The sequence below is a fragment of the Acidisoma silvae genome (genome assembly GCF_020618775.1).
GTDB classification, from domain to species: domain Bacteria; phylum Pseudomonadota; class Alphaproteobacteria; order Acetobacterales; family Acetobacteraceae; genus Acidisoma; species Acidisoma silvae.
On the sequence record NZ_JAESVB010000007.1, the window covers coordinates 82647 to 104348 of the forward strand.

Genomic DNA, 21702 nt, shown 5'->3' on the forward strand with positions numbered 1-21702 from the left:
AGATTTGAGCACAAAGATGCCCATACCCGAAACCATCCTGGCAGCCAGCGGCCCGCGCCGCTCCCGTCTGTCGCACGCGCTGACGCAGAATATCGGCCTGGCGCTGGTCGTCGCGCTGCTGGTCGCCTGCATCATCCTCTATTGCGGGCTTTATATCGCGACCCAGCATCGCCTGCCCGGCGGCTATGAGCTGACCTCGACGCTGAACAATACCATGCCGCTGGCCTTCGCGGCCTTGGCCCAGACTTTGGTTGTGCTGACACGCGGCATCGACCTCTCGGTCGGCGGCGTCATCGATCTGACGAATGCGGTGGCAGCCCTGACACTGATGGGCGGGCCGGTTTCGACCACGATCTGGACCATCGCCATCCTGGGTATCGGTGCGCTATGCGGCCTGCTCAACGGCGTGCTGGTCGCGGTCGGGCGGTTGCAGCCCATTCTGGTGACGCTGTCGACGCTGTCGATCTTCCAGGGCATCGCCATCAAAATTCTGCCGCAGCCGGGCGGCGCCATGCCGCCGGGCTTCACCGGCGTGCTGGCCAACCCGAATGTGCCGCTGTCGCTGATCTATATTCCGCTCATCGGCATCCTATGGGCCATCTTCCGCCGCACGCGCCTGGGCGTCTCGGTCTTTGCCATCGGCAATGACGCGATGGCGGCCAGCAGCCATGGCATTTCCGTCAAACGGACGACGATCCTGGCCTATATGCTGGGCGGCGTCGCTTCCGCCTGCGCCGGGCTGTTTCTGGCGGCGAACGCGACCGCCGGCGACGCCACCACGGGCGACACCTATACGCTCACCTCCATCGTCGCCGCCGTGCTGGGCGGTGTCAGCCTGTTCGGCGGACGCGGCAGCGGGCTCGGCGCGCTGTTCGGCGCCTTCGTCACCGTCATGGTCGTGAACATCCTGTTCTTCGCCCATATCGATCCGCTGTATCAGACCTTCTACGAGGGCCTGTTCCTGCTCGCCGCGGTGATTGCCGCCAATGTCATCGGTCAGATCGTGAGGCGCCGGCGATGAGTGCCGCCACAACCCGTAAGCAGCCCTTCCTCAACCGGGAACGGCGCCGCATTCTGTATGCCTTCCTGGCCGGCATCATCCTGTTCATCATCGGCGAACTGGTGCGACCGGGCTTTGCCAGCCCCAGCGGCATCCGCGCCATTCTTGTCGTGGCTTCCTTCGTCGGCATCGTAGCCGCCGGGCAGACTTTCGTCATTCTCATCGGCGGCATCGACCTCTCGGTGCCATGGGTGCTGAATGCGGGCGCCATCCTGATGGTGACAAGCTCGCTCGGCCATGACGCGCGGGCGATACCGGCGCTGGCGCTGACGCTGGGCATGGGGGCAGCGGTCGGCGCGCTGAACGGCGCGGGCGTGGCACTTCTGGGCATTCCAGCCGTGGTGATGACGCTGGCCATGAACGGCATCATGCAGGGGCTGACGCTGGGCCTGTCGGGCGGCATGACCTGTACAAGCTGCGGTGCCTATGCTCCGCCCGTGGTGCAGGCGGCCGTGCATCACAGCTTCCTGGGCCTGCCCATCGTGCTGTGGATCTGGATCGCCATCATCATCGTGGTGTCCTTCCTGCTGGCCATGACGCGCTTCGGACGGATGACCTATACGGTCGGCAATAACGCGCGGGCCAGCCACCTAGCCGGCATCCATGTCTCGGGCGTGACCATCGTGCTGTATGCGCTGAGCGGCTTCTTCTCCGCGCTCGCCGGCATCATGCTGGTGGGTTTCGGCGGACAGGCGGCGCTCGGCATGGGCGACCCCTATCTGTTCCAGTCCATCGCCGCCGTCGTCATCGGCGGCGTCTATATCCTGGGCGGGCGTGGCCATTACCTTGGCTCGGTGGCCGGGGCCATCAGCCTGACCGTGCTGGTGAGCGTGCTGCTGGCCTTCAACATGCCGGATTACGGCCGCAGCATCGTCTATGGCGTGGTGATCCTGGCGCTGCTGCTGCTGTATGGCCGCGAGGAAGAGAACGGCTGATAAGGCGGTCTCCGCTATCTGCGGGTCAGGACGTCACAAGACCCGCAGATAGACGGAAAACCCGATGGCCATGACGGGGTAAAGCAGGCAGCCCGTCACCAGCAGAAACGCGGCGAGTTTGCCGAAGACGCCAGCCAGCCGGCGCATGCGGCCGCCGCTGCCGCTTGTCACCCGATCGATGTCATCGGCGGCCAGATAGTCCGCCCGCGCGGCCTGAACGAAATCCGACATGGCTAATGGGCCGCCGGCGCCGCGACAAAGGCGCCACTGGTGTCGCCGCATTGCGGCGTCCCGAAAGACGTCCATTGCGATATCAGCAGGCCCAGGCTGATGCCGATGAAAAGCGCGGTCGATGTCCAGAAAGCCAGTTTCAACACCGGATGGCGCGGCAGGCTGAATTCGTCACCGTGATCGGGTGACGGGCTCTGGGCAGGCAGACCGGTCATGATGGAACTCATCCGCAAAAACTCCTCCGGAACAGGACGTGGCGTCACGTCTATAAACCGTCTGTATTGTTTTTATTTATAAACCGACTAGACGGTCTGGTCAAGCGACGCTAAGGATCGGGACATCATCACCGGATCGGACATCCCCATCATGCCCACAATCTCCACCAACTTTGATAAATCGTCGTTTCATCCCATTATTTTCCTCAGACGGGCGACGGCGCTTTCCGTCATCGGTCTGGTCGCCGGCTGCGCCGGCCAGCATGTGACCGAGACGGGCTTTCTGCCCAATTACGGCGCCATGCAGCACACGCCCGGCCATAGCGACGATCTTATCTACGTAGCGCCGCAACTGGCCCAGAGCCGATACGACAAGGTCATGGTGGCACCGGTGGCGTGGCGGCCCGTGAAGGGCGCCGCGCATCTCACGCCCGCGCAGATCGACCGCATGAGCACGGCCTTCCGCGACGATATCGTCAAAGCCTTAAGCCCGCACTACACCATCATCGACGGCAGCGATTGCGGAGACTGCGCCGGCGTCATCAAAGTGGCGGCCGCCATTACCGATCTGCGGCGCAGCCAGTGGTATTACAATGCCGTGCCGATGGTCGTCGGCATGGGGGCCGCCGCCGCAGGCGGCATGGCGCCGCCCATCCCGCCGCCGGCGCCCGGTGGCGCGAGCGAGGAACTGATGGCGACGGATGCGCGGACCGGAGACGTTCTGGTTGAGGTGGCAACCTACAACAACGGCATGCCCTGGAATTTCATGGGCCAGTGGCTGCCCTACGGCCATGCCAAGCGCGCTTTCTCTCTGTCCTCGAAACTGCTGGCGACCGAATTGACCAAAGCTAATGCGCAGGTCGCCGCCGCCAATTGAGGCGGCAGATCAAAGCGAACCGGTCGGATTGTTTTTGCATGTCGCCTGATGCTAGGGCATAGAGCCCAATGCCTCAGCGTCAGGTCGGCACGCGACCGTCAGGAAAAACTCATGGATAATGCCAGCCGATCCGAGCGCACGCGCAATGCGATCCTCGATGCGGCCCTGACCGTCATCGCCCGCGAAGGCGCGGGCCGGCTGACGCTGGACGCCATCGTGCGCGAAAGCGGCATCAGCAAGGGCGGTCTGATGCATCAGTTCCGCAGCAAGGAACTGGTGCTACAGGCGCTGCTTCAACGGCACAGCGATCATTTCGCGCAATTCAAGAGCGATTTTCTGGCCGCCAATGAGGCGGCACTGCCGCAGCCTGAACTCGCGGCGCAGATTGCGGTGCTACGCGAAGGCACGACGACCGGAAGTTCCCTGTTCTACGCGCTGATCGGGGCGGCGGCTGAGGAGCCGAGCCGGTTGGAGAGCATGCGGGCCGGCATCATGCAGGCTTTGAAAAAAGTGGATGCCGAGACGGATAACAAGGACTGCGCCCATCTGCGTCTGGTGGCGGCCTGGGGGCTCAACCTGACGACGCTGCTGGGCCTGTCGCCCTTCTCCCCGGAAGAGCGCGAAACATTATTCGACCGTCTTCAGGATGCGCAATTCTGGGATGGCGCCGGCGCTAAAAAGACGAAGCCGGTGAAGGCCGAGAAAACAAAGCCTGACACCGGCAAGAAGCCCAAGCCCCGCGCCGGCCGCTGACAATAAGCCCGCGGCATAACGCCGCGGGCATCGTATAGCTGAAGGCTCAACTCGCCCAAAGGCGCTGCTGTTCACGCATTTCTACACGAACGGCCAAGGCGGACCGCACTGCCGCCACCTCCGGTCCCGTCACCCGCAGCGGCGCGTAACCCCGTGCATCCATGACCAGAGCAATGTCGCGGGCCTCGGAGCCGAAAGCCGGGTGCAGGGCCGTAGGCGTTTCGGCATTCGCGAAACTGCTGGCATCACCGGTGTTGAGGTAGCTCTCCACCGGCAGGTCTTCCGCCAGGATGATGAGATGCTGCGCCAGTTCGACATGGAAATAGGTGATGGAATCGACCTCGACCTGACGAATCATCGTGCCGTTCATCAGATGCTTGACCGGGATCAGCACGCCAGCCGCGAAAATCGCATGGTCCGGTGAAAGGCGCAGGTCGCGCTGCGGTACGCCCGGGCCAAAGGCATGCGCTTCGACCAGGACCGGCCAGACTTTGGCGGGTGCCGGATGGCGGCGGCAGTCGACATTCCGATGTCCGATCCATTGGATCGGCATGGACCGACCATCTTCAATAATCGCATGATCGCCGAGGGTGAGGTCTTCAACAGCGACTGGCCCACGCTTCGTCATGATGTGCGTGCCGGCGGCGAAGCATGGCACGTCCACGACACCGATAACGGTGCCCGATCCTGTATCGGGGGTGAGATTGAATGTGGTGTCTGTGTAATCGCCTGCGAGTTGCAGCGCGTAGCTGGACCCACCTTCCGTCACCGTCAGCACATCCGTGCTCGCATTCAGCGCCACCGTGCCGGAACTGGTGAACGCCACCGTCATCAGGTCGATCTCGTCCGAAGCGCCGAAACCGCTGATTACCGTCGTCGGCATCGTTGTCGCGCTGATCTCAAGCAAACCTGGGCCGCTGCCGACGAAGGTCACCCCTCCGGTCAGACGGCCACCGCTCGTCAGTTCCAGCGTGCCGCCGGCAATCTCCGTCGCGCTCGCAACGGCCAGGCTTGATCCAATAGAATCGCCAACCGCCTCCAGGCCACCGCTGCTAACAACAACGCCCGTTGCTACGCCACCGTTGTATACAAGGACGGAACCATCGAGAACCGTGCCGCCAACAGCCGAGCCACCCGACGAGATATATACAAGACCGTCTTGAACATCCGCATCGACCGCAGTCCCTCCTGAAGAGACATACAGCAATCCCAGATCTCCCCCGAAACCGCTCAGAATGCCGACAATTGTATTACTTGCTACACCGCCGGCAGAAACCGTCTCAGAACCGAATTCGAGCTTGGTATCGCTGCTCACGCCACCGGAATAGACCGTCTGTGTTCCTTGAACGGTCGAATCCAGCGCCGATCCACCATTCAAAACCGTCTGCGAACCGCCCACGTCCACCACAGCGTCAACCGCAGCCCCATAGACTTGCTCATCGCCATAGGTGCTGATCACCGTGCCGCTCGCGATACCGCCGCTTAGAACATCGTCCAGACCACGGGACAGAACCACCGTGCTGATCTCCGTCCCGCCCGCCGACACATAGGCAATGCCGCCGGCACTCACCACCGTCAGATCGGCCAAGCCACCGGACAGAACATTCAGCACATCGCCGTTGCTCAGAACCAGACCGGAACTGACCGTGCCATAAGAAATCGTGGTCGTGCTGCCATTGTCGATCTGAATGACGGTACCAGATGCGGTATCCCGCGTCAGATTGAAGGTAGTGCCTGTATAGTCGCCATCGAGTTGCAAACTGTAGCTGGAACCGCCTTCCGTCACCGTCAGCACATCCGTGCTCGTATTCAGCGCCACCGTGCCGGAATTGGTGAAGGCCACCGTCGTCAGATCGATCTCGTCCGAAGCACCGAAACCGCTGACCACCGTCGTCGGCATCGTCGATGTGTCAATCTCCAGCAAGCCGGGGCCGCTGCCGGTGAAGGTGACGCCACCCGTGAGGCTGCCACCGCTCGTCAGTTCCAGCGTACCACCGGCAATCTCCGCCGCGCTCGCAACGGCCAGGCTTGATCCAATAGAATCGCCAACCGCCTCCAGGCCACCGCTGCTAACAACAACGCCCGTTGCGACGCCACCGTTGTATACAAGGACGGAACCATCGAGAACCGTGCCGCCAACAGCCGAGCCACCCGACGAGATATATACAAGACCGTCTTGAACATCCGCATCGACCGCAGTCCCTCCTGAAGAGACATACAGCAATCCCAGATCTCCCCCGAAACCGCTCAGAATGCCAACAATTGTATTACTCGCTACACCGCCGGCAGAAACCGTCTCAGAACCGAATTCGAGCTTGGTATCGCTGCTCACGCCACCGGAATAGACCGTCTGTGTTCCTTGAACGGTCGAATCCAGCGCCGATCCACCATTCAAAACCGTCTGTGAACCGCCCACGTCCACCACAGCGTCAACCGCAGCCCCATAGACTTGCTCATCGCCATAGGTGCTGATCACCGTGCCGCTCGCGATACCGCCGCTTAGAACATCGTCCAGACCACGGGACAGAACCACCGTGCTGATCTCCGTCCCGCCCGCCGACACATAGGCAATGCCGCCAGCACTCACCACCGTCAGATCGGCCGTGCCGCCCGATAATACGTCCAGCACATCGCCGCTGCTCAGAACCAGGCCGGAACTGACCGTGCCATAAGAAATCGTGGTGTCAGACATAAGCGAGACGGCCTTCCCAAGATTGTATCTTGATCAACAAACACAAAATTTTGAAAACGTATTAAATTGATCTGGCATTGATATGCGTATTTTCATTTTAGAGTGAGCTATCTTCACTCGTAAAGCTGCCCAATCAAAATCGAGCAAACTGCGACTTAGCCTTTGGCTTCTCTTTTTGAAATAGTTCTAAAACAAAAAAAGCCCCGCACCTTCCTGTGCGGGGCTTTTCAGAACATCCGGCGAGCAATCAGTTGCTCGGTTGCACGTTCAACTGGCCGCGGATTTCGCCGCCCGGGAAAGCCTGGGTATGCAGGTTGACGTAGTAAAGGCCGCCGAGAAGCTGCGAGACCTGATCCAGCGTCAGCGTCGCCTTGCCCGCGAAGGGGCTGGGGAAAGGCGGCGTGAAGGGAACCACCACCGGCGCGTCCATGCCCGGCGTCGCGGGGCCGTGGATATGCGCGGCCAGAACCGGGCCGGACAGGCCGGCATAGTCGACCTGCCAGCTCAAAGTTTCGGTCGCAGGATCATAGGTGGCCGTCACATGGCCGATGCCGGTCGGCGGAGCGCCGGTAACGGGCACCAGCTTCGCCGTCAGCGTCACCGGATCGGCATGGGCGGCGGACAGGCCGGCAAGCCCGGCCACGGCGAAGGCGGCCACGGCCGCGAAGGACAGAAGCCCGCGCCGGCTGGATGAAACGATGGACTGCTTCATGAACTCTTCCTTGGTCTGAAACGACAGGCACATACGCGCCGGAAACTCTACATGAACCATCCTGCCCTAAAGCGATATGACAGGATGATTACCGGGCGTTTTTATACGCTTAAGCCGCCTGACGACCCAAGGCCGCAAAGATTGCGGTCAGCGCCGCGATGAGGTCATCCATCATCGCCTCGGTATGCAGCGGCGTCGGCGTCAGCCGCAGGCGCTCGGTGCCGCGCGGCACGGTCGGGTAATTGATCGGCGTCGCGTAATGGCCGTGACGTTCCAGCAGCAGACGGCTGACCTCGCGGCACAGATCGGCGTCGCGGATCATCAGCGGCACGATATGGCTGACGGAGGGCATGCGCGGCAGGCCGGCCGCATCCAGCTTGGCCTTCAGCAATTCCGCATTGGCGAAAAGCGTCGCGCGCCGCGCATCGTCACGGCGGATCTGCCGGATGCTGGTCAGCGCCGCCCCCACCACGGCCGGCGGCAGCGAGGTGGTGAAGATGAAGCCGGGGGCGGTGGAACGGATGAAGTCGATCACCACGGCATCGCCCGCGACATAGCCGCCATGGGCGCCGAAAGCCTTGGCCAGCGTGCCTTCGATGATGGTCAGGCGATGCGCGACACCGTCACGCTCCGACACGCCGCCGCCCGTCGGGCCATACATGCCGACGGCATGAACCTCGTCCAGATAGGTCAGCGCGCCGTATTTGTCGGCGAGGTCGCAGATGGCGCCGATGGGCGCGATATCGGCATCCATGGAATAGACGCTTTCGAAGGCGATCAGCTTCGGCGCATCGGCCGGCGCTGCGGCCAGCAGCGCTTCCAGATGCGCCAGATCATTATGGCGGAAGACGTGGCAGGTGGCCGGGCTGTTCTTGATGCCCGCGATCATCGAGGCGTGGTTCTTCTCATCCGAAAAGCAGATGAAGCCCGGCAGGCTGCGCAGGATGGCATTCAGCGTCGCCTGATTGGAGACGAAGCCCGAGCTGAACAGCAGCGCGGCTTCACGGCCATGCAGACTGGCGAGTTCGGCTTCCAGCGCATCATGCAGCGGCGAGGTGCCGCCGATATTGCGCGTGCCGCCCGCCCCGGCGCCCAGATGCTCCAGCGCATCGCGCCCGCCGGCGATGACTGCGGGATCGACACCCATGCCGAGATAGTCATTGGCTGACCAGACGGTGACGGGCCGGGTCTCTCCGCCGATCTCCATGCGATAGACCGGAAAAGTCGAAGCCTCGCGCTGCAAGGGCGTGAAGTGCCGGTAACGGCCCTGGGCCTTGATGTCCGCCAGATGGGCTTGGCAATGGGTGATAAAATCGGTCATTCGGCAATTCTCCCGCAGCGCACAATAAGCGCGTGGCGCCCCGGCGCGGCACCTGTCTGGGCGAATGCCAGCCGCCCTTCACAGCCATAGCATAGGCACGCCGGCGGACCCTGATCCAGATCAAAACATCCCTCTTTCCGCCGATTCGGGCGGCTTTTTGCGATGCCGCGCGCAGGACTTGCTTGCGCGCCAGCGCGCGGACAGGCAGCATGGGGGCCTCTCGCGGTGCGTGAAGAACAAGGCCTAAGCTGCACTCGCTGCACTGAAAGCTCAGCCTGGCTGCCCGCCCGCCCCTGCCGTTTTGGAGTTGCCCATGCCCGCACAGGCGAAGACCATCCCCGCCGGACGCATCCGGCCGAATAGCCTGCCCTTGCCGCTGAAAGCGGTCGCGATCGGCCTCGGCGTCTGCCTTATCGCCGCCGCCGCGCATATTTCGATCCCCTTCTGGCCGGTGTCCATGACCATGCAGAGCGGCACCATCCTGCTGCTCTCGGCCGTCTATGGCAGCGGCCTCGCGGAAGCGACCTTGGCCGCCTATCTGGTCGCCGGCGCGCTGGGCCTGCCGGTCTTCACCTCGGGCGCGGGGCTTGCCTATCTGGTCGGCCCGACGGGCGGCTATCTGTTCGGCTTCCTCGCCGCCTCGGCGCTGATGGGCTATTGCGCCTCGCGCGGCATCATGCGCGGCTGGCTCGGCACCATCGCCGCTTTCATCGCCGGCATCGCCGTCATCTATGTGCCCGGCATCGCCTGGCTCGCCGTGCTGTTCGGCGCGCAGAAGGCGCTGGCTTTCGGCCTGGTTCCCTTCCTGCCGGCTGAGGCGACCAAGCTGGCCATGGCGGTTCTGCTCTATCGTTCCGGCCGCATGCTGCGCGCCAGCTAAGCGGGCATCATCGCGCTGTAAAAAAAAGCCGCGTCCGGCATTCGGACGCGGCTTTTTTATTGGATGCGCGCACGAGCGCCGATGCGGCGTCCCACGCGGTCTAGCCACTGTTTTGGGAAGAAAAAGACAGGGCGACTGGGGCGATCGATGGGGCTCGAACCCACGGCATCCAAGACCACAACCTGGCGCTCTACCAACTGAGCTACGACCGCCACCCTGTCTGCGGCTGCCTTGATCTTGTCATCAAAGCGCCGAGGACCGCCGTTTAGACCGATCAGTCCGCGGCCGTCAACGCCGCTTGCGCGGTTTTCTGCCCCGCGCCGAAGTAGCGGGTCAGGCGCGTAATCGCCTCATCCAGAACATGGGTCTGCTTGCAGAAGGCAAAGCGCACATGATGGCGCGGCTTTTCGCCCGCATAGAAGGCTGAAAGCGGAATGGCGACGACACCCGCCCGCTCCGCCAGCTTCATGCAGAAAGCGGCGTCGTCGCCGTCCGAATCGAGCGCGGCGTAGTCAGCCAGCACGAAATAGCTGCCGCCTGAGGGCAGCGTCTTGAAGCCGGCCGCCGTCAGCCCCGTCACCAGATGGTCGCGCTGCGCCTGCAAATCGGCCGAGAGGCCGGCGAAATAGGCGTCGTCCTTGGCCAGACCCAGGGCGACGGCGCGCTGAAGATTAGGCGCGGTGGTGAAGGTCAGATTCTGATGCGCCTTGGCGACCACGCCCATCAGCGCCGCCGGGCCGGTGATATAGCCGACCTTCCAGCCGGTCAGGCTGAAAGTCTTGCCGGCGGAACCGATACGCAGGCACCGCTCGCGCATGCCCGGCAGGGTCATCAGCGGAATATGGCGCAACCCGTCGAAAACGAGATGCTCATAGACCTCGTCACAGACGGCATAGGCATCGTGCTGCTCCAGAAGCGACGCGATGAAGCCCAGTTCCTCGGCCGAAAAGACCTTGCCGATCGGGTTCATCGGGCTGTTGAGCAGAATGGCCTTGGTCTTCGGGCCGAAGGCGGCGGCCAGTTCGGCGCGCGGCAATTCCCATTCCGGCGGCGCGAGGCGCACCAGTTTCGGCACCCCGCCCAGAAGTTTCACGACCGGCAGGTAGGTGTCGTACAGTGGCTCGATCAGCACGACCTCGTCGCCCGGATCGATCAGCGCCATCAGGGACGCAGTGATGGCCTCGGTCGCGCCTGAGGTAACGACGACCTCACGGTCGGCATCGATATCGAGCCCGTAGAAGCGCTGATTGGCGGCGGCCACGGCCTGACGCAGTTCCGGCACGCCGGTCAGCGGCGGATACTGGTTGCGCCCGTCCTGCAACGCGGCGGCGGCGGCGGCCACGACATCGGCCGGGCCTTCGGTATCGGGAAAACCCTGGCCGAGATTGATCGCCTGATGGCGGACGGCCAAGGCGGACATGACCGTGAAAATCGTCGTTCCCGTATTGGCAAGCAGGCTATTGGCTGGCTTCACGTCAAAACTCCCTCGACCTCGCGTAATTTGGCGAAAACCACGCCGGGAAACAATCGGCCGCGCTGCCGACCGGCCTTGCGATTCTGTGTACGCTTTGCGGGCAAAAGACGCAGGCAATCGCCCAAACAGCAGGCTTTACCCGCTTTCCTTCATGAAAAACACGTCAGGAGCCGCGCGGCCAATTGCAGGCCAAGGCTGGCCGTGCGAGTTTGCCGCCGCATAAAAGGTGCCCTTAGGCGCTCTGGCCGCCAGTTTGCATGGGGCCTCAGCCCCGGGTTCACCCGACCCGCTACGAGGATGCGATGAAGAAAATCGAGGCCGTTATCAAACCTTTCAAGCTCGACGAGGTGAAAGAGGCTCTGCACGAAGTCGGCCTGCAGGGCATTACCGTCGTTGAAGCCAAGGGTTTCGGTCGCCAGAAGGGCCATACCGAGCTGTATCGCGGCGCCGAATATGTGGTGGATTTCCTGCCCAAGGTGAAAATCGAGCTGGTCTGCGAGGACAGCGTCGCCGAGCGCGCGGTTGAGGCGATCATGAACGCCGCCCGCACCGGCCGCATCGGCGACGGCAAGATCTTCATCAGCACCATCGAGGAAGTAATTCGCATTCGGACGGGGGAACGCGGCGCAGACGCCGTCTAACTCCGAAAGACTGGCCGAAGCGGCCATGCCCCAGCGCATGGCCATATGATCCGGTCTGTGTCACAGCAGACCACCACGCTTAAAACGCATGAATGAGGATTTCAGGATGGCGAGTGAGTCCCTGACGGGTGTTCAGAAGGTCATGGCAATGATCCAGGAACATTCAGTCGAATATGTGGATCTGCGCTTCACCGATATGAAGGGCAAGTGGCAGCACACCGCCCAGCATGTGTCGACGATCGACGAAGATTCCTTCGTTGACGGCATCATGTTCGACGGTTCGTCGATCGCCGGCTGGAAGGCGATCAACGAGAGCGACATGATCCTGATGCCGGACGCGGATACCGCCGTCATGGATCCCTTCACCGCCAAGCCGCAGCTGATCCTGTTCTGCGACATCGTGGAACCCTCCACCGGCCAGGGCTATACCCGCGACCCGCGTTCGACCGCGAAGCGCGTTGAGGAATACCTGAAGACGACCGGTATCGGCGACACCATCGTGGTCGGCGCGGAAGCCGAGTTCTTCATCTTCGACAGCGTCAAGTTCGGCACGGGCGGCAATTTCGGCACCTACCAGCTCGACAGCATCGAAGGCCCCGGCTCGTCCCTGAAGGACTATCCGGAAGGCAATATGGGCCATCGCCCGTCCGTCAAGGGCGGCTATTTCCCGGTCGCCCCGGTTGACGGCGATGTCGACCTGCGCGCCGAGATGCTCTCCACCATGGGCGAGATGGGCCTCATCATCGAGAAGCACCATCATGAAGTGGCGCAGAGCCAGCACGAACTGGGCACCCGGTTCCAGACGCTGACGAAGATGGCCGACGACATGCAGATCTATAAGTACTGCGTGCACAACGTCGCCCACAGCTACGGCAAGACGGCCACCTTCATGCCGAAGCCGATCTATGGCGATAACGGCTCGGGCATGCATACCCACCAGTCCATCTGGAAGGACGGCAAGCCGCTCTTCGCGGGCAACGGCTACGCCGATCTGTCCGAAATGTGTCTGTATTTCATCGGCGGCATCATCAAGCACGCGAAGGCCATCAACGCCTTCACCAATCCGTCGACGAACAGCTACAAGCGCCTGATCCCGGGCTTCGAAGCCCCCGTGCTGCTCGCCTATTCGGCGCGCAACCGGTCGGCCTCCTGCCGCATCCCCTACACGACCAGCCCGAAGGCCAAGCGCGTCGAAGTCCGCTTCCCCGACCCGACCGCGAACCCCTATCTGGCCTATTCGGCGATCGCCATGGCCGGCATCGACGGCATCAAGAACAAGATCCATCCGGGCGACGCCATGGACAAGGATCTGTACGACCTGCCGCCGGAAGAGCTGAAGGAAATCCCGACCGTTTGCGGCAGCCTGCGCGAAGCGCTGGACAACCTCGCCGCCGACCATGACTTCCTGCTGCAGGGCGATGTCTTCACGAAGGACATGATCGAAGCTTACATCGAGCTGAAATACAAGGAAGTGTACCGCTTCGAGCACACGCCGCACCCGGTCGAGTTCGAGATGTACTACTCCGTCTAAATCGCTCTCGCGATTGAGACAAAAAAGGGGCGCCCTTCGCGGGGCGCCCCTTTTGCGTTTCAGCCGATCCCATCGGACAGCGTCAGTCCTTTTTGGCGCTGCCCTTGGTGGGCAGAGGCGGCGCCTGCTTGAAGGGGGACTGCGACGGCGCCAGCGTCTTCTTGTCCGCTTTCGGCTTCTTGGGCTCGCGCCCACCTTTGTCACGACCTTTGGCCATGCTGCGTCTCCTCGGCTGTTGTCTATCGTGCCGCAGGCGGAGGCGTGCCACCCGCTGCGTGAGGGGGCGCGGCCAATGCTCTGCGCCAGCCATCAGCTGGAACGCCAACCTGTCACACGGGCGGTCTGGACGCCATGCCTGTTACAGCAAGACCGGCCGTGTCCGGCGTCTCAATGCAGGCGCGGCCCCTTCAGCAGCTGATGACGGTCGACGGTCGCGATAGGCACGCGCAGCTCGCGCTCGTCGCGCTGCACGGAGAGCGTAACCCTGGCCCCCGCCGTGCCGCGCCCCCGCACCGACCGCCAGAGATGGGCAAGGCTGAGAATCTCCTCCCCGTCCAGCGCCAGCACCTGATCGCCCTGGCGCAGACCAGCAAGATCCGCCGGGCCACCTTCAGCGACACCACCGATCAGCACCCGCTCCTCCTCCTCCATGGCATAGATGCCGAGCCAGGGCGTACCCGGGCGATTGACGCGGCCGTAGCGCGTCAGATCGCCGAAGACGGAATGCAGCAGATCGATCGGCACGACCATGTTCATATCGAGCCGGTTTCCCCGCGCGTCGTCCTGCTGCAGGCTGAGCGAGCCGATGCCGAGCAGCTTGGCCTCACGGCTGATGAGGGCGGCGCCACCCCAGAAGGGATGAGCGGGCGCGGTAAAAAAGGCGTCGTCGAGCAGATATTCCCAATAGCCCGCGAATTCCTGTCGGCCGACGATGCGCGTCTCGATCGCCATGCGACGACCGCCGGCGGAGGCGAAAATGGCCGGCTGGCCGAGCTCGACCTGCGCGCTCTGGCCGAGTTCCATGGCCTGGACCTTCAGACGGCCGAGGGGCTGCACCAGGCCGAAGCCGGTTTCCGCGTCATAGGCCAGCGCATGGCCGGGCAGCAGCTGGCCGTCCCCGGCCGTGATCCAGATCGTTTCGGCCTCGGCCACCAGATAGCCGATGGTTAGGATCAGCCCGTCATCGCGGATGACGACGCCAGACCCCTCCCGCTCCGTCCCGAGCGCCGAGGCTGTGAAAGCGTCCGCCGGCGCGGTGACGCGCAGGCTGACGATCGCCGCCAGGGCCGTCTCCAGATCGAAGGCGTAATGCGCCGGATCGGGCTGCAGCTCGGTGGGGATGGAACTACCCTTAGGCATAATCACTGCTCCGGATCAGCAAGTCAGGCGGTGCAAGACCAGGGACGGCCGCCGGACCTCATATGGTCGGAACAGACAATGATGTCGGCCAAGCCGGCGTGCAACCGTCATGCCCGTGCCGAGACGACATCGCGTCATGCTCCGCCAAGCACATCCCTCAACTTGCGTGCCAGTTCGTCAATGGTGAAGGGTTTGGAGAGAAGATGCACGCCCGGATCGATGATGCCGTTGTGAACGACCGCATTGCGCGTATAGCCCGAGGCGAAGAGCACGCGCAGCCCGGGACGGCGTCGGCCGGCCGCCTCCGCCAATTGGCGGCCGTTCATCTGCGGCATCATCACATCCGTCAGAAGCACCGCGATATCGGGATGCGCGTCCAGCAAAGGCAGGGCCTCGGCGCCGCTTGCGGCTTCCAGCACCGTGTAGCCCAGTTCCCGCAGGGTCTCGGCCGTCACTTGCCGCACGGGCGCTTCGTCATCCACGACCAGGATCACCGTTCCAGCCTCGCCCATGGGCAAGCTGGCCGCCAGGCGCGCAGGCTGGTCTGACGCCGCCGCGCCGATATGACGCGGCAGATAGACCTTCATCGTGGTCCCCTGGCCGATCTCAGAATAGATCTTGATGTGACCATTCGATTGCTTGACGAAACCATAGACCTGCGACAGGCCGAGGCCGGTGCCTTTGCCGACGCCCTTGGTGGTGAAGAAGGGGTCGAAGGCACGGGCCATGATGTCGGGCTTCATGCCGCTGCCCGTATCGGTAATCGCGACCAGGACATATTGCCCGGCCCGGCATTCCGGATTGGCGGCCGCATAGGCGTCATCCAGATGCGCGTTCGAGGTTTCGATCGTCAGCCGCCCACCATCCTGCATCGCGTCCCGCGCGTTGATCGCGAGATTGAGCAGGGCATTCTCCAACTGGTTGGAATCGGCGAAGACCGGCCAAAGCCCGCCGGCCAGCACGGTTTCCAGGGCAACGGACCCGCCCATGGCGTGACGCAGCAATTCCGACGTGCTGGACACGAAACGATTGACGTCGAGATAGCGCGGCGCCAGGGATTGCTGACGCGAAAAGGCGAGCATCCGCTGGGTGACGGTGGCGGCATTGCCGGCCGCCTCCTCTGCCGCCTCGATATACCGGGCCAGACCGGTTTCGCCACGATCATGGCGCCGCTTGAAGACAGCGAGACTGCCGATGATAACCGCCAGCATATTGTTCAGGTCGTGCGCGAGGCCGCCGGCCAATTGGCCGAGGGATTCCATCTTCTGTATCTGCCGGAGCTGTGTCTCGGCCTGTTCGCGCTGCCGCGTCTGCGACAGAATTTCCGCATTGGCGCGCCGGACTGCCGCCGCCGCCGCCGCCGTTTCTCCGAGGGCGCGCAGAAGATACCAGATGATCAGGACCGCCGTGGCGAAGAGCACGACGGATGTCACGACAACGATGACGCGCAGCAGGATGGCGTAGGACGCCAGCCGCTGGTCCAGTACCGCGATGCGCTCGTCTTCCCTGTGGGTGAGGGTCGCGATCTGGCCCCGGATGGCATCCATTTTGTCGATGCCGAGATTGCTGTGCACGATAGCGATGGCGCTTGTCTGATTGCCGGCGCGGTAGAGGACGATCGTGGTATTCAGCTCCGTCATCTTTGCCGTCACGGTCGTGGCCAGCGTATCGAAAGCCTGCCGCGGGGACCGGCTCGCGCCCGCACTGCGTTCGAGCGCCGCGATATCGGCAGACACCTTGCCGACAGCAGCCTTATACGGTTGCAGATAGCGGGGATCGCCGGTCAGCAGATAGCCCCGCTGCCCCGTCTCGTCATCGACCACCGTTTGCAACAGAGACAGAAGCATCCATTTGCGGTGGTCGGCGGCTTCGCTTTCGCTGCGCGCGCCATGCGCGACCTGCAAAAAGGCAAAAGCACCGATCGTCATGACCAGCAGCAGAGCAAAAACCGATAGAACGGCGGCGAGGCCGTAGCGGGATTGCGTTCGCGGAAGCTCTATCATCAGACTCGGCTGGACAAGGAAATAGCGGCGCGGCGGCGTGCGGGTCGGGTCGATCGAACCGATTGCAGAAGCTATAACACCGCCGCGACGATAACGGTACCCATCCGGCTGATGATTGCCAGCCGCGCTTCGCCGGGCTAAAAGCCCGGCGAAGCGCCAAAGCCTTGCCGGCTGTGGCCAGCCGAGCGCCGGGTTAGCACAGTGGTAGTGCAGCGGTTTTGTAAACCGAAGGTCGGGGGTTCAAATCCCTCACCCGGCACCAGCTCACTCCCGCGCATGAGAGAGAGCGGTCAGCGGCACCGGGGCCAGAAGCAGGCCGATGGCCCAGCCGAGATAGAAGCGCCCGTCGATCCAGCCTTCTTCCGGCGTATAGGCGCCGAGCCAATGCAGGCCCGTCAGGCTGCTCAAACCGGCCAGAAGCAGGGCAAGGACCGGCGCGATCGGGCAAAGATACAGTAGAGGCCGCGTGGCGCGGCGGAAGAACCCGGCCACCGGCCCACGCGGCCATTGCCGATACCCCCAGGCCAAAATGGCGACAGCGGGCAATTCCGTCGTCAGCCATTCCGCGATGTTCCAGGAAAAGACCAGCGCCGCGGCCAGGGGCGAAGCGACAGCCAGCAGGCCGCAGACCCATGCCAGCGCGCCACGCCCGATGGTGAGCCACGCCAGGGTGATGCAGAAAGGCACGATGGTCCAGGCACCGGCCAGATTCAGCCCGGCAGCCAGACCGGCCCGCCGCGCGGCATTGTCTGCCGCATGGGCCGCCAGAACATCGGTGATGGCGTCATGCAGGCAGACCGAGGCGAAGGCGAAAGCCAGGCCGATGGCGGCACGGAAAATCAGGCCGTAGGGATGCGCGTCATCCTCGTGCGTCTGCACAGACGGATGGGCATGGCGCCCCCGCTGCATCCAGCGATGGCGCAGCCTTTCCATGGCCGGCTCGATACAGAAGGCAAGGATGAGGCCGACCAGCAGGGCCGATACGACATCGGCGACATCCAGATCGGCGATGACCGATTTAAGCCCGCGCCAGATGAATTCCGGCGTCGCCGCGCAGACGGCCACCCAAAGGGACGCGACAAGACTATTGGCGGCCTGCAACGGCACGGGCTGCCGCAACCTGGGACGGTCCGGTGACGGGGCGACGGGCACAGGTGGTTTCATCAATCCCGCATGGTGCGTCTGCAAGCAAAGCCCCTGTGACGGAGACGCTTATCCCGACCGCGCTATCCCCCTGCGCTCCTGAGACGGGATCGGCCGCTGGCGAAACGGACCACGGCCGACCGTCCCAGTCAACGCATCAGTAGGAGCCGGCAGCTGCCGCGCCCAGAACGGCACCGATAATGCCGCTGGTGATCGCGACCAGCATGTACTGGTTGTTGTAATAGACCCATTGCTGGCCAGGCGGCGGCGCATAGAGACCGTGATGATGATGCCAATCGTTTACGACGCGGCGCTGGCCGGGCGGCACGTCGAAGCGCTGTCCCTGACGCCATCCGCCCGGACCCGGGCCATGCATGCCAGGACCGCCCGGCGGGCCAGGGGGACGTCCACCCGGACCATGATCGCCGCCCGGACCACCCGGACCATGGTCGCCACCCTGGCCATGTCCACCACCGGGGCCGCCGCCACCGGGGCCGCCATGTCCCTGTTGCGGGGGCGGCGGGCCGCCCGGACCGCTCTGCGCGAAAGCGGCCACCGGGCTGGCCATGAGGGACGCCGCGACCGCGGCGATAAGAAAGCGTTTCATAAACCAAATCCTCGTCATGAGCTTGTCCCTGAGATCGGGTGATATCCGGCGGTGACAAGCGCCCGAACAGGCCAGCAGGGGAAGAAACCGCCTCATATGCGGTCCCATCTGCTTTTATTGTTCGCCTAAACAATAACTTAGGGGCTGTCTGCGCACATCACGCCCAAGGGCATCGAAGCCACGCGGGCAATGCGCGCCTCAGGCCCTTTTTCCGCCATGCTTCTGCGCAGCGCTCGATTGTGGGGGGTCAAGATCCATGGCATGGATGTGTGGACAAGTTATTATTCTCCAGCCGGACAGAGTATCACCTGATGAAAGTTCTGGGATTGACCCTTCTTCTGGCCGCTGCCGTTCTGGGCCATCAGGCTCAGGCCAGCTGCACGGAGGCCGAAAAGCTGGCGATGAACCATAACGGTGCCGATCCGACCAAGCCCGGCACCATCGGCGGCTGCGGCACGGGGCAATACAAAGCGAACCAGTACCAGTCCAATCAGGATCTGAAGCGCAACAAGAAGATTATGAAGGGCACCAACGGCCTGGGCACGCAGCACGCCTTCTGAACCGAAGCGCAATTGCCGGGGGACGGCGCGCGGCTAGGGATAGGTGATGGCGATCACCTCGATCCGTTCTGGGCCGCGCGGCGTGCGCACCGTCACCTCATCCCCGCGCCGCGCCCGCAGCAGCGCCAGCGCGATGGGTGAGCCGATGCTGACCTTGCCCTGTGCCATATCGGCCTCGTCGACACCGACGATGGTGACGCTCTTCTCTTCGTCGCGGTCATTCGCGTAGGTCACGGTCGCGCCGAAAAATACGCGGTCGCGCTGGGTCTGGGCCGCCGCATCGACCACCTCGGCATAGGCCAGGCGGCGCGTCAGAAAGCGCAGGCGCCGGTCGATTTCGCGCAGGCGGCGCTTGCCTTCCTTGTAATCCGCATTTTCGCTGCGGTCGCCGTTGCCGGCCGCCCAGGCAACGATCTCGACGACGCGGTGGCGTTCCTCCCGCCGGGCCGCGCGCTCGGCCTCAAGCCGGGCGAACCCGGCGGGCGTCATATAGAACTTGCCGCCCGGAAGCTTGGGCGGACCTTCGTCCTCGTCATCCGCATCGTCAAATGCCATCGTCTCGTCAATCCCACCAAGGCCGCCCCTGGCCGGTGTTAAGACGCCGCGCCGCCAAGTCAAGCGGCGCATTGCGCCGATGCCTCGTGCCAGTTTTTTACATTTTTGGACCCGCTACCATAATGTTTACATGGTATGAGACCAGGCAATTGCTCTAAGGGGGCAATGCCCGGACTCTCTATTTTTGTTTTTCTAACCTTGGTTACATCATCAGGCATTTTTCAGGCACGCTGTTTTCGATGAGCCTCGCAAAATTCTTCCGTCGCATGGGCGTCGTCATCATGTGGCTGACATCGGCCTATGTTGTCTTCACGATCCTGATTGCATTGACCGAACAGGGCCGGCCGACCAGCCAGATCTTTGCGACCAATATCGGCGAGCTTTTCTACCCGGAATGGTATGCGAGCCCGCTTGTCATTGCGGCGGTGAAAATTGCCGTCCTCGCCTATCCGGCGGCAGCCCTCGCCTATGGCATCGGCACGCTTCTCGCCTTCGGGCGGAACGACAGGGCGGCCGTGACGGCGGGGCCGGCCGCAGCTTTGCCGCTGCAAGGCCCGATGGGCTTCGGCGCGCGCCCGGCTCTGGCATCGGCCCTGCCGCCCGCGTGGTCCAATTTCGATCTTTTGCCGCCTGAAGCGGCGGCATCCGCCCCCGTGCCGCGTGCCGAGGATGACGACAATCTTTGCATTCTCGATATGGCTTTGTTCATCCGCGCCGTCAGCCGCAACGCGGCCGCCGTGCTGGGCCTGCCCCCAAGCGCCCTCCAGCGGCGGCCCTTTACCAATTTCGTCTCGGCGGCGGATATCGGCCAGCTTCACGCGACCTGGGACCGGTTGCTGAGCGACCCACAGGCCGTGATTCCGCTGCAACTGCACATGCGGCACGCGGGTGACGTCATGGTCGATGTGGAGGCCATTTGCCGGGCGGGCCTGGGCGCCGATGGCCGGATCATCAGCATGACGCTGCGGACCTTGGCCAAGCACTGACCCCGGCCGGTCGAACCGTCAGCCCTTCCCGCTGGAAGGCAAGCCGATACCGTTTTGAGGCTTGGCACGAAACATGCTGGGATGGTTTGCGCTCTCGCAACCGTTACCATGAGGCCAAAGCATGAATCGTTTCGTTCAATACGCTCTTACGGCTCTACCTGCTCTGTTGCCCCTCGCCCCGGCAGCCCATGCCGCCGATCCGGGCGTGCTGCATATCTACAACTGGACCGATTATACCTCGGCTGATCTGCTCAAGAAGTTTACCAAAGAGACCGGCATTAAGGTAACGCTCGATACCTATGATTCGAACGAAACGCTGCTCGCCAAGCTCAAGGCCGGCGGGTCCGGCTATGACATGATCATGGTTTCGAACGACTTCGTTAAAATCTTCATCGACCAGAAGCTGATCCAGCCGGTCGACGCGTCCTCCATGCCGAATTTCCATTATCTCGACCCGCGCTGGCAGAAGCGCGACTGGGATCCGACCGCTGCCTATACCGTTCCCTGGCAGTGGGGTACGACGTCCTTCGTCTATGACACCAAGGTCTATCCCGGCACCGTCGACAGCATGGCGACCCTCTTCACCCCGCCGGCCGTCTTCAAAGGCAAGATCGGCATGCTGGGCTCGCCGAGCGAAGTCATCAATTTCGCCCTCGCCGACCAAGGGGCGCAGCCCTGCTCCAGCGATCCGAAACTCATGAAGGCAACGCTGGCTTTGCTCGAAGCGCAGAAGCCTTTCGTGAAGGTCTATAATTCCGACGCGATCGACGACCGCATGGTTTCGGGCGAGACCACGATGAGCATGTCCTATTCGGGCGGTGCCGCGCGCATGCGCCAGAAGATTCCCACCATCCGCTATGTCTATCCCAAGGAAGGCGTGGTCGGCTGGATGGATAACCTGGCCGTGCCGGTCGGCGCGCCTGACCTGGAAAACGCCAAGAAGTTCATGAACTTCATGATGGACCCGCAGAATGCGGCGCTGGAGACGGAGTTCGCCCAGTATCAGAACGCCGTGCCGGATTCCGCCAAGTATCTGCCGGCCAGCATCACGCAGGCGCCCGAATTCAACCCGCCCGCGAATGAGAAAATCGTCTTCTCGCCCGGCTGCGGCGTGCAGGCGACGAAATCCTTCGACCGTATCTGGACCCTGCTGCGCCAGTAACGGCT

Annotated in this window: 22 protein-coding genes and 2 tRNA genes; 11 read left to right on the forward strand and 13 right to left on the reverse strand. The window is 63.1% G+C overall.

Features of this window, described 5'->3' with window-relative positions:
- Positions 1 to 16: 16 nt before the first annotated feature.
- Complete coding sequence (locus ASILVAE211_RS15830) at positions 17 to 1021, forward strand: ABC transporter permease (RefSeq protein ID WP_227322314.1); 1005 nt, start codon at positions 17 to 19, stop codon at positions 1019 to 1021.
- Positions 1018 to 1995 (forward strand): ABC transporter permease, encoded by a 978-nt coding sequence (locus ASILVAE211_RS15835; protein WP_227322315.1) that lies wholly within the window; start codon positions 1018 to 1020, stop codon positions 1993 to 1995. The genes ASILVAE211_RS15830 and ASILVAE211_RS15835 overlap by 4 nt, the downstream gene beginning before the upstream one ends.
- A 33-nt stretch (positions 1996 to 2028) precedes the next feature.
- Here the strand turns inward: ASILVAE211_RS15835 and ASILVAE211_RS15840 are convergent, their stop codons facing one another.
- A complete protein-coding gene (locus ASILVAE211_RS15840) occupies positions 2029 to 2226 on the reverse strand; it encodes a hypothetical protein (RefSeq protein ID WP_227322316.1) in 198 nt (65 codons plus the stop codon).
- A 2-nt stretch (positions 2227 to 2228) separates the two neighbouring features.
- Positions 2229 to 2453 carry a hypothetical protein gene (locus ASILVAE211_RS15845; RefSeq protein ID WP_227322317.1) on the reverse strand — a complete coding sequence of 75 codons (225 nt, stop codon included), beginning with the start codon at positions 2451 to 2453 and terminating at the stop codon, positions 2229 to 2231.
- A 139-nt stretch (positions 2454 to 2592) separates the two neighbouring features.
- Here ASILVAE211_RS15845 and ASILVAE211_RS15850 point away from each other — a divergent pair, with 139 nt between their 5' ends.
- Positions 2593 to 3318, forward strand: coding sequence for a DUF3313 family protein (locus tag ASILVAE211_RS15850; protein ID WP_227322318.1), 726 nt, complete (start codon positions 2593 to 2595; stop codon positions 3316 to 3318).
- A 111-nt stretch (positions 3319 to 3429) separates the two neighbouring features.
- Entirely contained in the window at positions 3430 to 4071 is a 642-nt protein-coding gene (locus tag ASILVAE211_RS15855; protein ID WP_227322319.1) for a TetR/AcrR family transcriptional regulator, read from the forward strand.
- 46 nt (positions 4072 to 4117) lie between these two features.
- On the opposite strand, the gene ASILVAE211_RS15860 is transcribed toward ASILVAE211_RS15855, so the two are convergent.
- The 3 genes from ASILVAE211_RS15860 to hemA form a co-directional block, all read right to left on the reverse strand.
- Positions 4118 to 6763 carry a Hint domain-containing protein gene (locus tag ASILVAE211_RS15860; protein ID WP_227322320.1) on the reverse strand — a complete coding sequence of 882 codons (2646 nt, stop codon included), beginning with the start codon at positions 6761 to 6763 and terminating at the stop codon, positions 4118 to 4120.
- A 247-nt stretch (positions 6764 to 7010) separates the two neighbouring features.
- Entirely contained in the window at positions 7011 to 7475 is a 465-nt protein-coding gene (locus ASILVAE211_RS15865) for a CHRD domain-containing protein (protein WP_227322321.1), read from the reverse strand.
- Positions 7476 to 7584: 109 nt separating this feature from the next.
- Positions 7585 to 8796 (reverse strand): 5-aminolevulinate synthase, encoded by a 1212-nt coding sequence (hemA, locus tag ASILVAE211_RS15870; protein WP_227322322.1) that lies wholly within the window; start codon positions 8794 to 8796, stop codon positions 7585 to 7587.
- Between the two features lie 313 nt (positions 8797 to 9109).
- Between hemA and ASILVAE211_RS15875 the strand changes: the two genes are divergently transcribed.
- Positions 9110 to 9676 (forward strand): biotin transporter BioY, encoded by a 567-nt coding sequence (locus ASILVAE211_RS15875; protein WP_227322323.1) that lies wholly within the window; start codon positions 9110 to 9112, stop codon positions 9674 to 9676.
- A gap of 136 nt (positions 9677 to 9812) precedes the next feature.
- On the opposite strand, the gene ASILVAE211_RS15880 is transcribed toward ASILVAE211_RS15875, so the two are convergent.
- Both ASILVAE211_RS15880 and ASILVAE211_RS15885 read right to left on the reverse strand, forming a co-directional pair.
- Positions 9813 to 9888 (reverse strand) — tRNA-His (locus ASILVAE211_RS15880).
- Between the two features lie 62 nt (positions 9889 to 9950).
- Positions 9951 to 11150 carry an aminotransferase gene (locus ASILVAE211_RS15885; RefSeq protein WP_227322324.1) on the reverse strand — a complete coding sequence of 400 codons (1200 nt, stop codon included), beginning with the start codon at positions 11148 to 11150 and terminating at the stop codon, positions 9951 to 9953.
- A 302-nt stretch (positions 11151 to 11452) separates the two neighbouring features.
- Here ASILVAE211_RS15885 and ASILVAE211_RS15890 point away from each other — a divergent pair, with 302 nt between their 5' ends.
- Both ASILVAE211_RS15890 and glnA read left to right on the forward strand, forming a co-directional pair.
- Positions 11453 to 11791, forward strand: coding sequence for a P-II family nitrogen regulator (locus ASILVAE211_RS15890; protein ID WP_227322325.1), 339 nt, complete (start codon positions 11453 to 11455; stop codon positions 11789 to 11791).
- A gap of 106 nt (positions 11792 to 11897) precedes the next feature.
- Positions 11898 to 13322: a type I glutamate--ammonia ligase gene (gene glnA / locus ASILVAE211_RS15895; RefSeq protein ID WP_227322326.1), complete on the forward strand. Its 1425-nt coding sequence runs from the start codon at positions 11898 to 11900 to the stop codon at positions 13320 to 13322.
- A gap of 82 nt (positions 13323 to 13404) precedes the next feature.
- Here the strand turns inward: glnA and ASILVAE211_RS26045 are convergent, their stop codons facing one another.
- The 3 genes from ASILVAE211_RS26045 to ASILVAE211_RS15905 form a co-directional block, all read right to left on the reverse strand.
- On the reverse strand, positions 13405 to 13539 hold the full coding sequence (locus ASILVAE211_RS26045) for a hypothetical protein (RefSeq protein WP_264478906.1): 135 nt from the start codon (positions 13537 to 13539) through the stop codon (positions 13405 to 13407).
- A gap of 170 nt (positions 13540 to 13709) precedes the next feature.
- Positions 13710 to 14681: a S1C family serine protease gene (locus ASILVAE211_RS15900; RefSeq protein ID WP_227322327.1), complete on the reverse strand. Its 972-nt coding sequence runs from the start codon at positions 14679 to 14681 to the stop codon at positions 13710 to 13712.
- 134 nt (positions 14682 to 14815) lie between these two features.
- The gene (locus ASILVAE211_RS15905) at positions 14816 to 16684 is read right to left on the reverse strand and encodes a CHASE3 domain-containing protein (protein WP_227322328.1); all 1869 of its coding nucleotides are present in this window, start codon (positions 16682 to 16684) and stop codon (positions 14816 to 14818) included.
- 187 nt (positions 16685 to 16871) lie between these two features.
- Between ASILVAE211_RS15905 and ASILVAE211_RS15910 the strand changes: the two genes are divergently transcribed.
- Positions 16872 to 16946: transfer RNA gene (locus ASILVAE211_RS15910), tRNA-Thr, on the forward strand.
- A 2-nt stretch (positions 16947 to 16948) separates the two neighbouring features.
- On the opposite strand, the gene ASILVAE211_RS15915 is transcribed toward ASILVAE211_RS15910, so the two are convergent.
- Positions 16949 to 17848, reverse strand: a complete 900-nt coding sequence (locus tag ASILVAE211_RS15915) for a hypothetical protein (RefSeq protein WP_227322329.1) — start codon at positions 17846 to 17848, stop codon at positions 16949 to 16951.
- A 136-nt stretch (positions 17849 to 17984) separates the two neighbouring features.
- Positions 17985 to 18434, reverse strand: coding sequence for an RcnB family protein (locus ASILVAE211_RS15920; RefSeq protein ID WP_227322330.1), 450 nt, complete (start codon positions 18432 to 18434; stop codon positions 17985 to 17987).
- 311 nt (positions 18435 to 18745) lie between these two features.
- Between ASILVAE211_RS15920 and ASILVAE211_RS15925 the strand changes: the two genes are divergently transcribed.
- Positions 18746 to 18994: a hypothetical protein gene (locus ASILVAE211_RS15925; protein ID WP_227322331.1), complete on the forward strand. Its 249-nt coding sequence runs from the start codon at positions 18746 to 18748 to the stop codon at positions 18992 to 18994.
- Positions 18995 to 19027: 33 nt separating this feature from the next.
- Here ASILVAE211_RS15925 and greB read toward each other — a convergent pair whose 3' ends face one another.
- Positions 19028 to 19549 (reverse strand): transcription elongation factor GreB, encoded by a 522-nt coding sequence (gene greB, locus ASILVAE211_RS15930; RefSeq protein WP_227322332.1) that lies wholly within the window; start codon positions 19547 to 19549, stop codon positions 19028 to 19030.
- Between the two features lie 239 nt (positions 19550 to 19788).
- Between greB and ASILVAE211_RS15935 the strand changes: the two genes are divergently transcribed.
- Both ASILVAE211_RS15935 and ASILVAE211_RS15940 read left to right on the forward strand, forming a co-directional pair.
- Positions 19789 to 20535, forward strand: coding sequence for a PAS domain-containing protein (locus ASILVAE211_RS15935; RefSeq protein ID WP_227322333.1), 747 nt, complete (start codon positions 19789 to 19791; stop codon positions 20533 to 20535).
- A 121-nt stretch (positions 20536 to 20656) separates the two neighbouring features.
- Positions 20657 to 21697, forward strand: coding sequence for an extracellular solute-binding protein (locus ASILVAE211_RS15940; RefSeq protein ID WP_227322334.1), 1041 nt, complete (start codon positions 20657 to 20659; stop codon positions 21695 to 21697).
- The last annotated feature ends 5 nt before the right edge of the window (positions 21698 to 21702 follow it).

Excerpts from the sequence above, each read along its gene's own strand:
- ASILVAE211_RS15905 (WP_227322328.1), bottom strand. The coding sequence starts at position 16,684 with ATGATAGAGCTTCCGCGAACGCAATCCCGCTACGGCCTCGCCGCCGTT.
- ASILVAE211_RS15925 (WP_227322331.1), top strand. The coding sequence starts at position 18,746 with ATGAAAGTTCTGGGATTGACCCTTCTTCTGGCCGCTGCCGTTCTGGGC.
- ASILVAE211_RS15850 (WP_227322318.1), top strand. The coding sequence starts at position 2,593 with ATGCCCACAATCTCCACCAACTTTGATAAATCGTCGTTTCATCCCATT.
- hemA (WP_227322322.1), bottom strand. The coding sequence starts at position 8,796 with ATGACCGATTTTATCACCCATTGCCAAGCCCATCTGGCGGACATCAAG.
- ASILVAE211_RS15845 (WP_227322317.1), bottom strand. The coding sequence starts at position 2,453 with ATGAGTTCCATCATGACCGGTCTGCCTGCCCAGAGCCCGTCACCCGAT.
- ASILVAE211_RS15890 (WP_227322325.1), top strand. The coding sequence starts at position 11,453 with ATGAAGAAAATCGAGGCCGTTATCAAACCTTTCAAGCTCGACGAGGTG.
- ASILVAE211_RS15940 (WP_227322334.1), top strand. The coding sequence starts at position 20,657 with ATGAATCGTTTCGTTCAATACGCTCTTACGGCTCTACCTGCTCTGTTG.
- ASILVAE211_RS15865 (WP_227322321.1), bottom strand. The coding sequence starts at position 7,475 with ATGAAGCAGTCCATCGTTTCATCCAGCCGGCGCGGGCTTCTGTCCTTC.
- ASILVAE211_RS15840 (WP_227322316.1), bottom strand. The coding sequence starts at position 2,226 with ATGTCGGATTTCGTTCAGGCCGCGCGGGCGGACTATCTGGCCGCCGAT.
- ASILVAE211_RS15900 (WP_227322327.1), bottom strand. The coding sequence starts at position 14,681 with ATGCCTAAGGGTAGTTCCATCCCCACCGAGCTGCAGCCCGATCCGGCG.
- ASILVAE211_RS15915 (WP_227322329.1), bottom strand. The coding sequence starts at position 17,848 with ATGAAACCACCTGTGCCCGTCGCCCCGTCACCGGACCGTCCCAGGTTG.
- ASILVAE211_RS15860 (WP_227322320.1), bottom strand. The coding sequence starts at position 6,763 with ATGTCTGACACCACGATTTCTTATGGCACGGTCAGTTCCGGCCTGGTT.
- ASILVAE211_RS15855 (WP_227322319.1), top strand. The coding sequence starts at position 3,430 with ATGGATAATGCCAGCCGATCCGAGCGCACGCGCAATGCGATCCTCGAT.
- ASILVAE211_RS26045 (WP_264478906.1), bottom strand. The coding sequence starts at position 13,539 with ATGGCCAAAGGTCGTGACAAAGGTGGGCGCGAGCCCAAGAAGCCGAAA.
- ASILVAE211_RS15920 (WP_227322330.1), bottom strand. The coding sequence starts at position 18,434 with ATGAAACGCTTTCTTATCGCCGCGGTCGCGGCGTCCCTCATGGCCAGC.
- glnA (WP_227322326.1), top strand. The coding sequence starts at position 11,898 with ATGGCGAGTGAGTCCCTGACGGGTGTTCAGAAGGTCATGGCAATGATC.
- ASILVAE211_RS15835 (WP_227322315.1), top strand. The coding sequence starts at position 1,018 with ATGAGTGCCGCCACAACCCGTAAGCAGCCCTTCCTCAACCGGGAACGG.
- greB (WP_227322332.1), bottom strand. The coding sequence starts at position 19,549 with ATGGCATTTGACGATGCGGATGACGAGGACGAAGGTCCGCCCAAGCTT.
- ASILVAE211_RS15875 (WP_227322323.1), top strand. The coding sequence starts at position 9,110 with ATGCCCGCACAGGCGAAGACCATCCCCGCCGGACGCATCCGGCCGAAT.
- ASILVAE211_RS15935 (WP_227322333.1), top strand. The coding sequence starts at position 19,789 with ATGAGCCTCGCAAAATTCTTCCGTCGCATGGGCGTCGTCATCATGTGG.
- ASILVAE211_RS15830 (WP_227322314.1), top strand. The coding sequence starts at position 17 with ATGCCCATACCCGAAACCATCCTGGCAGCCAGCGGCCCGCGCCGCTCC.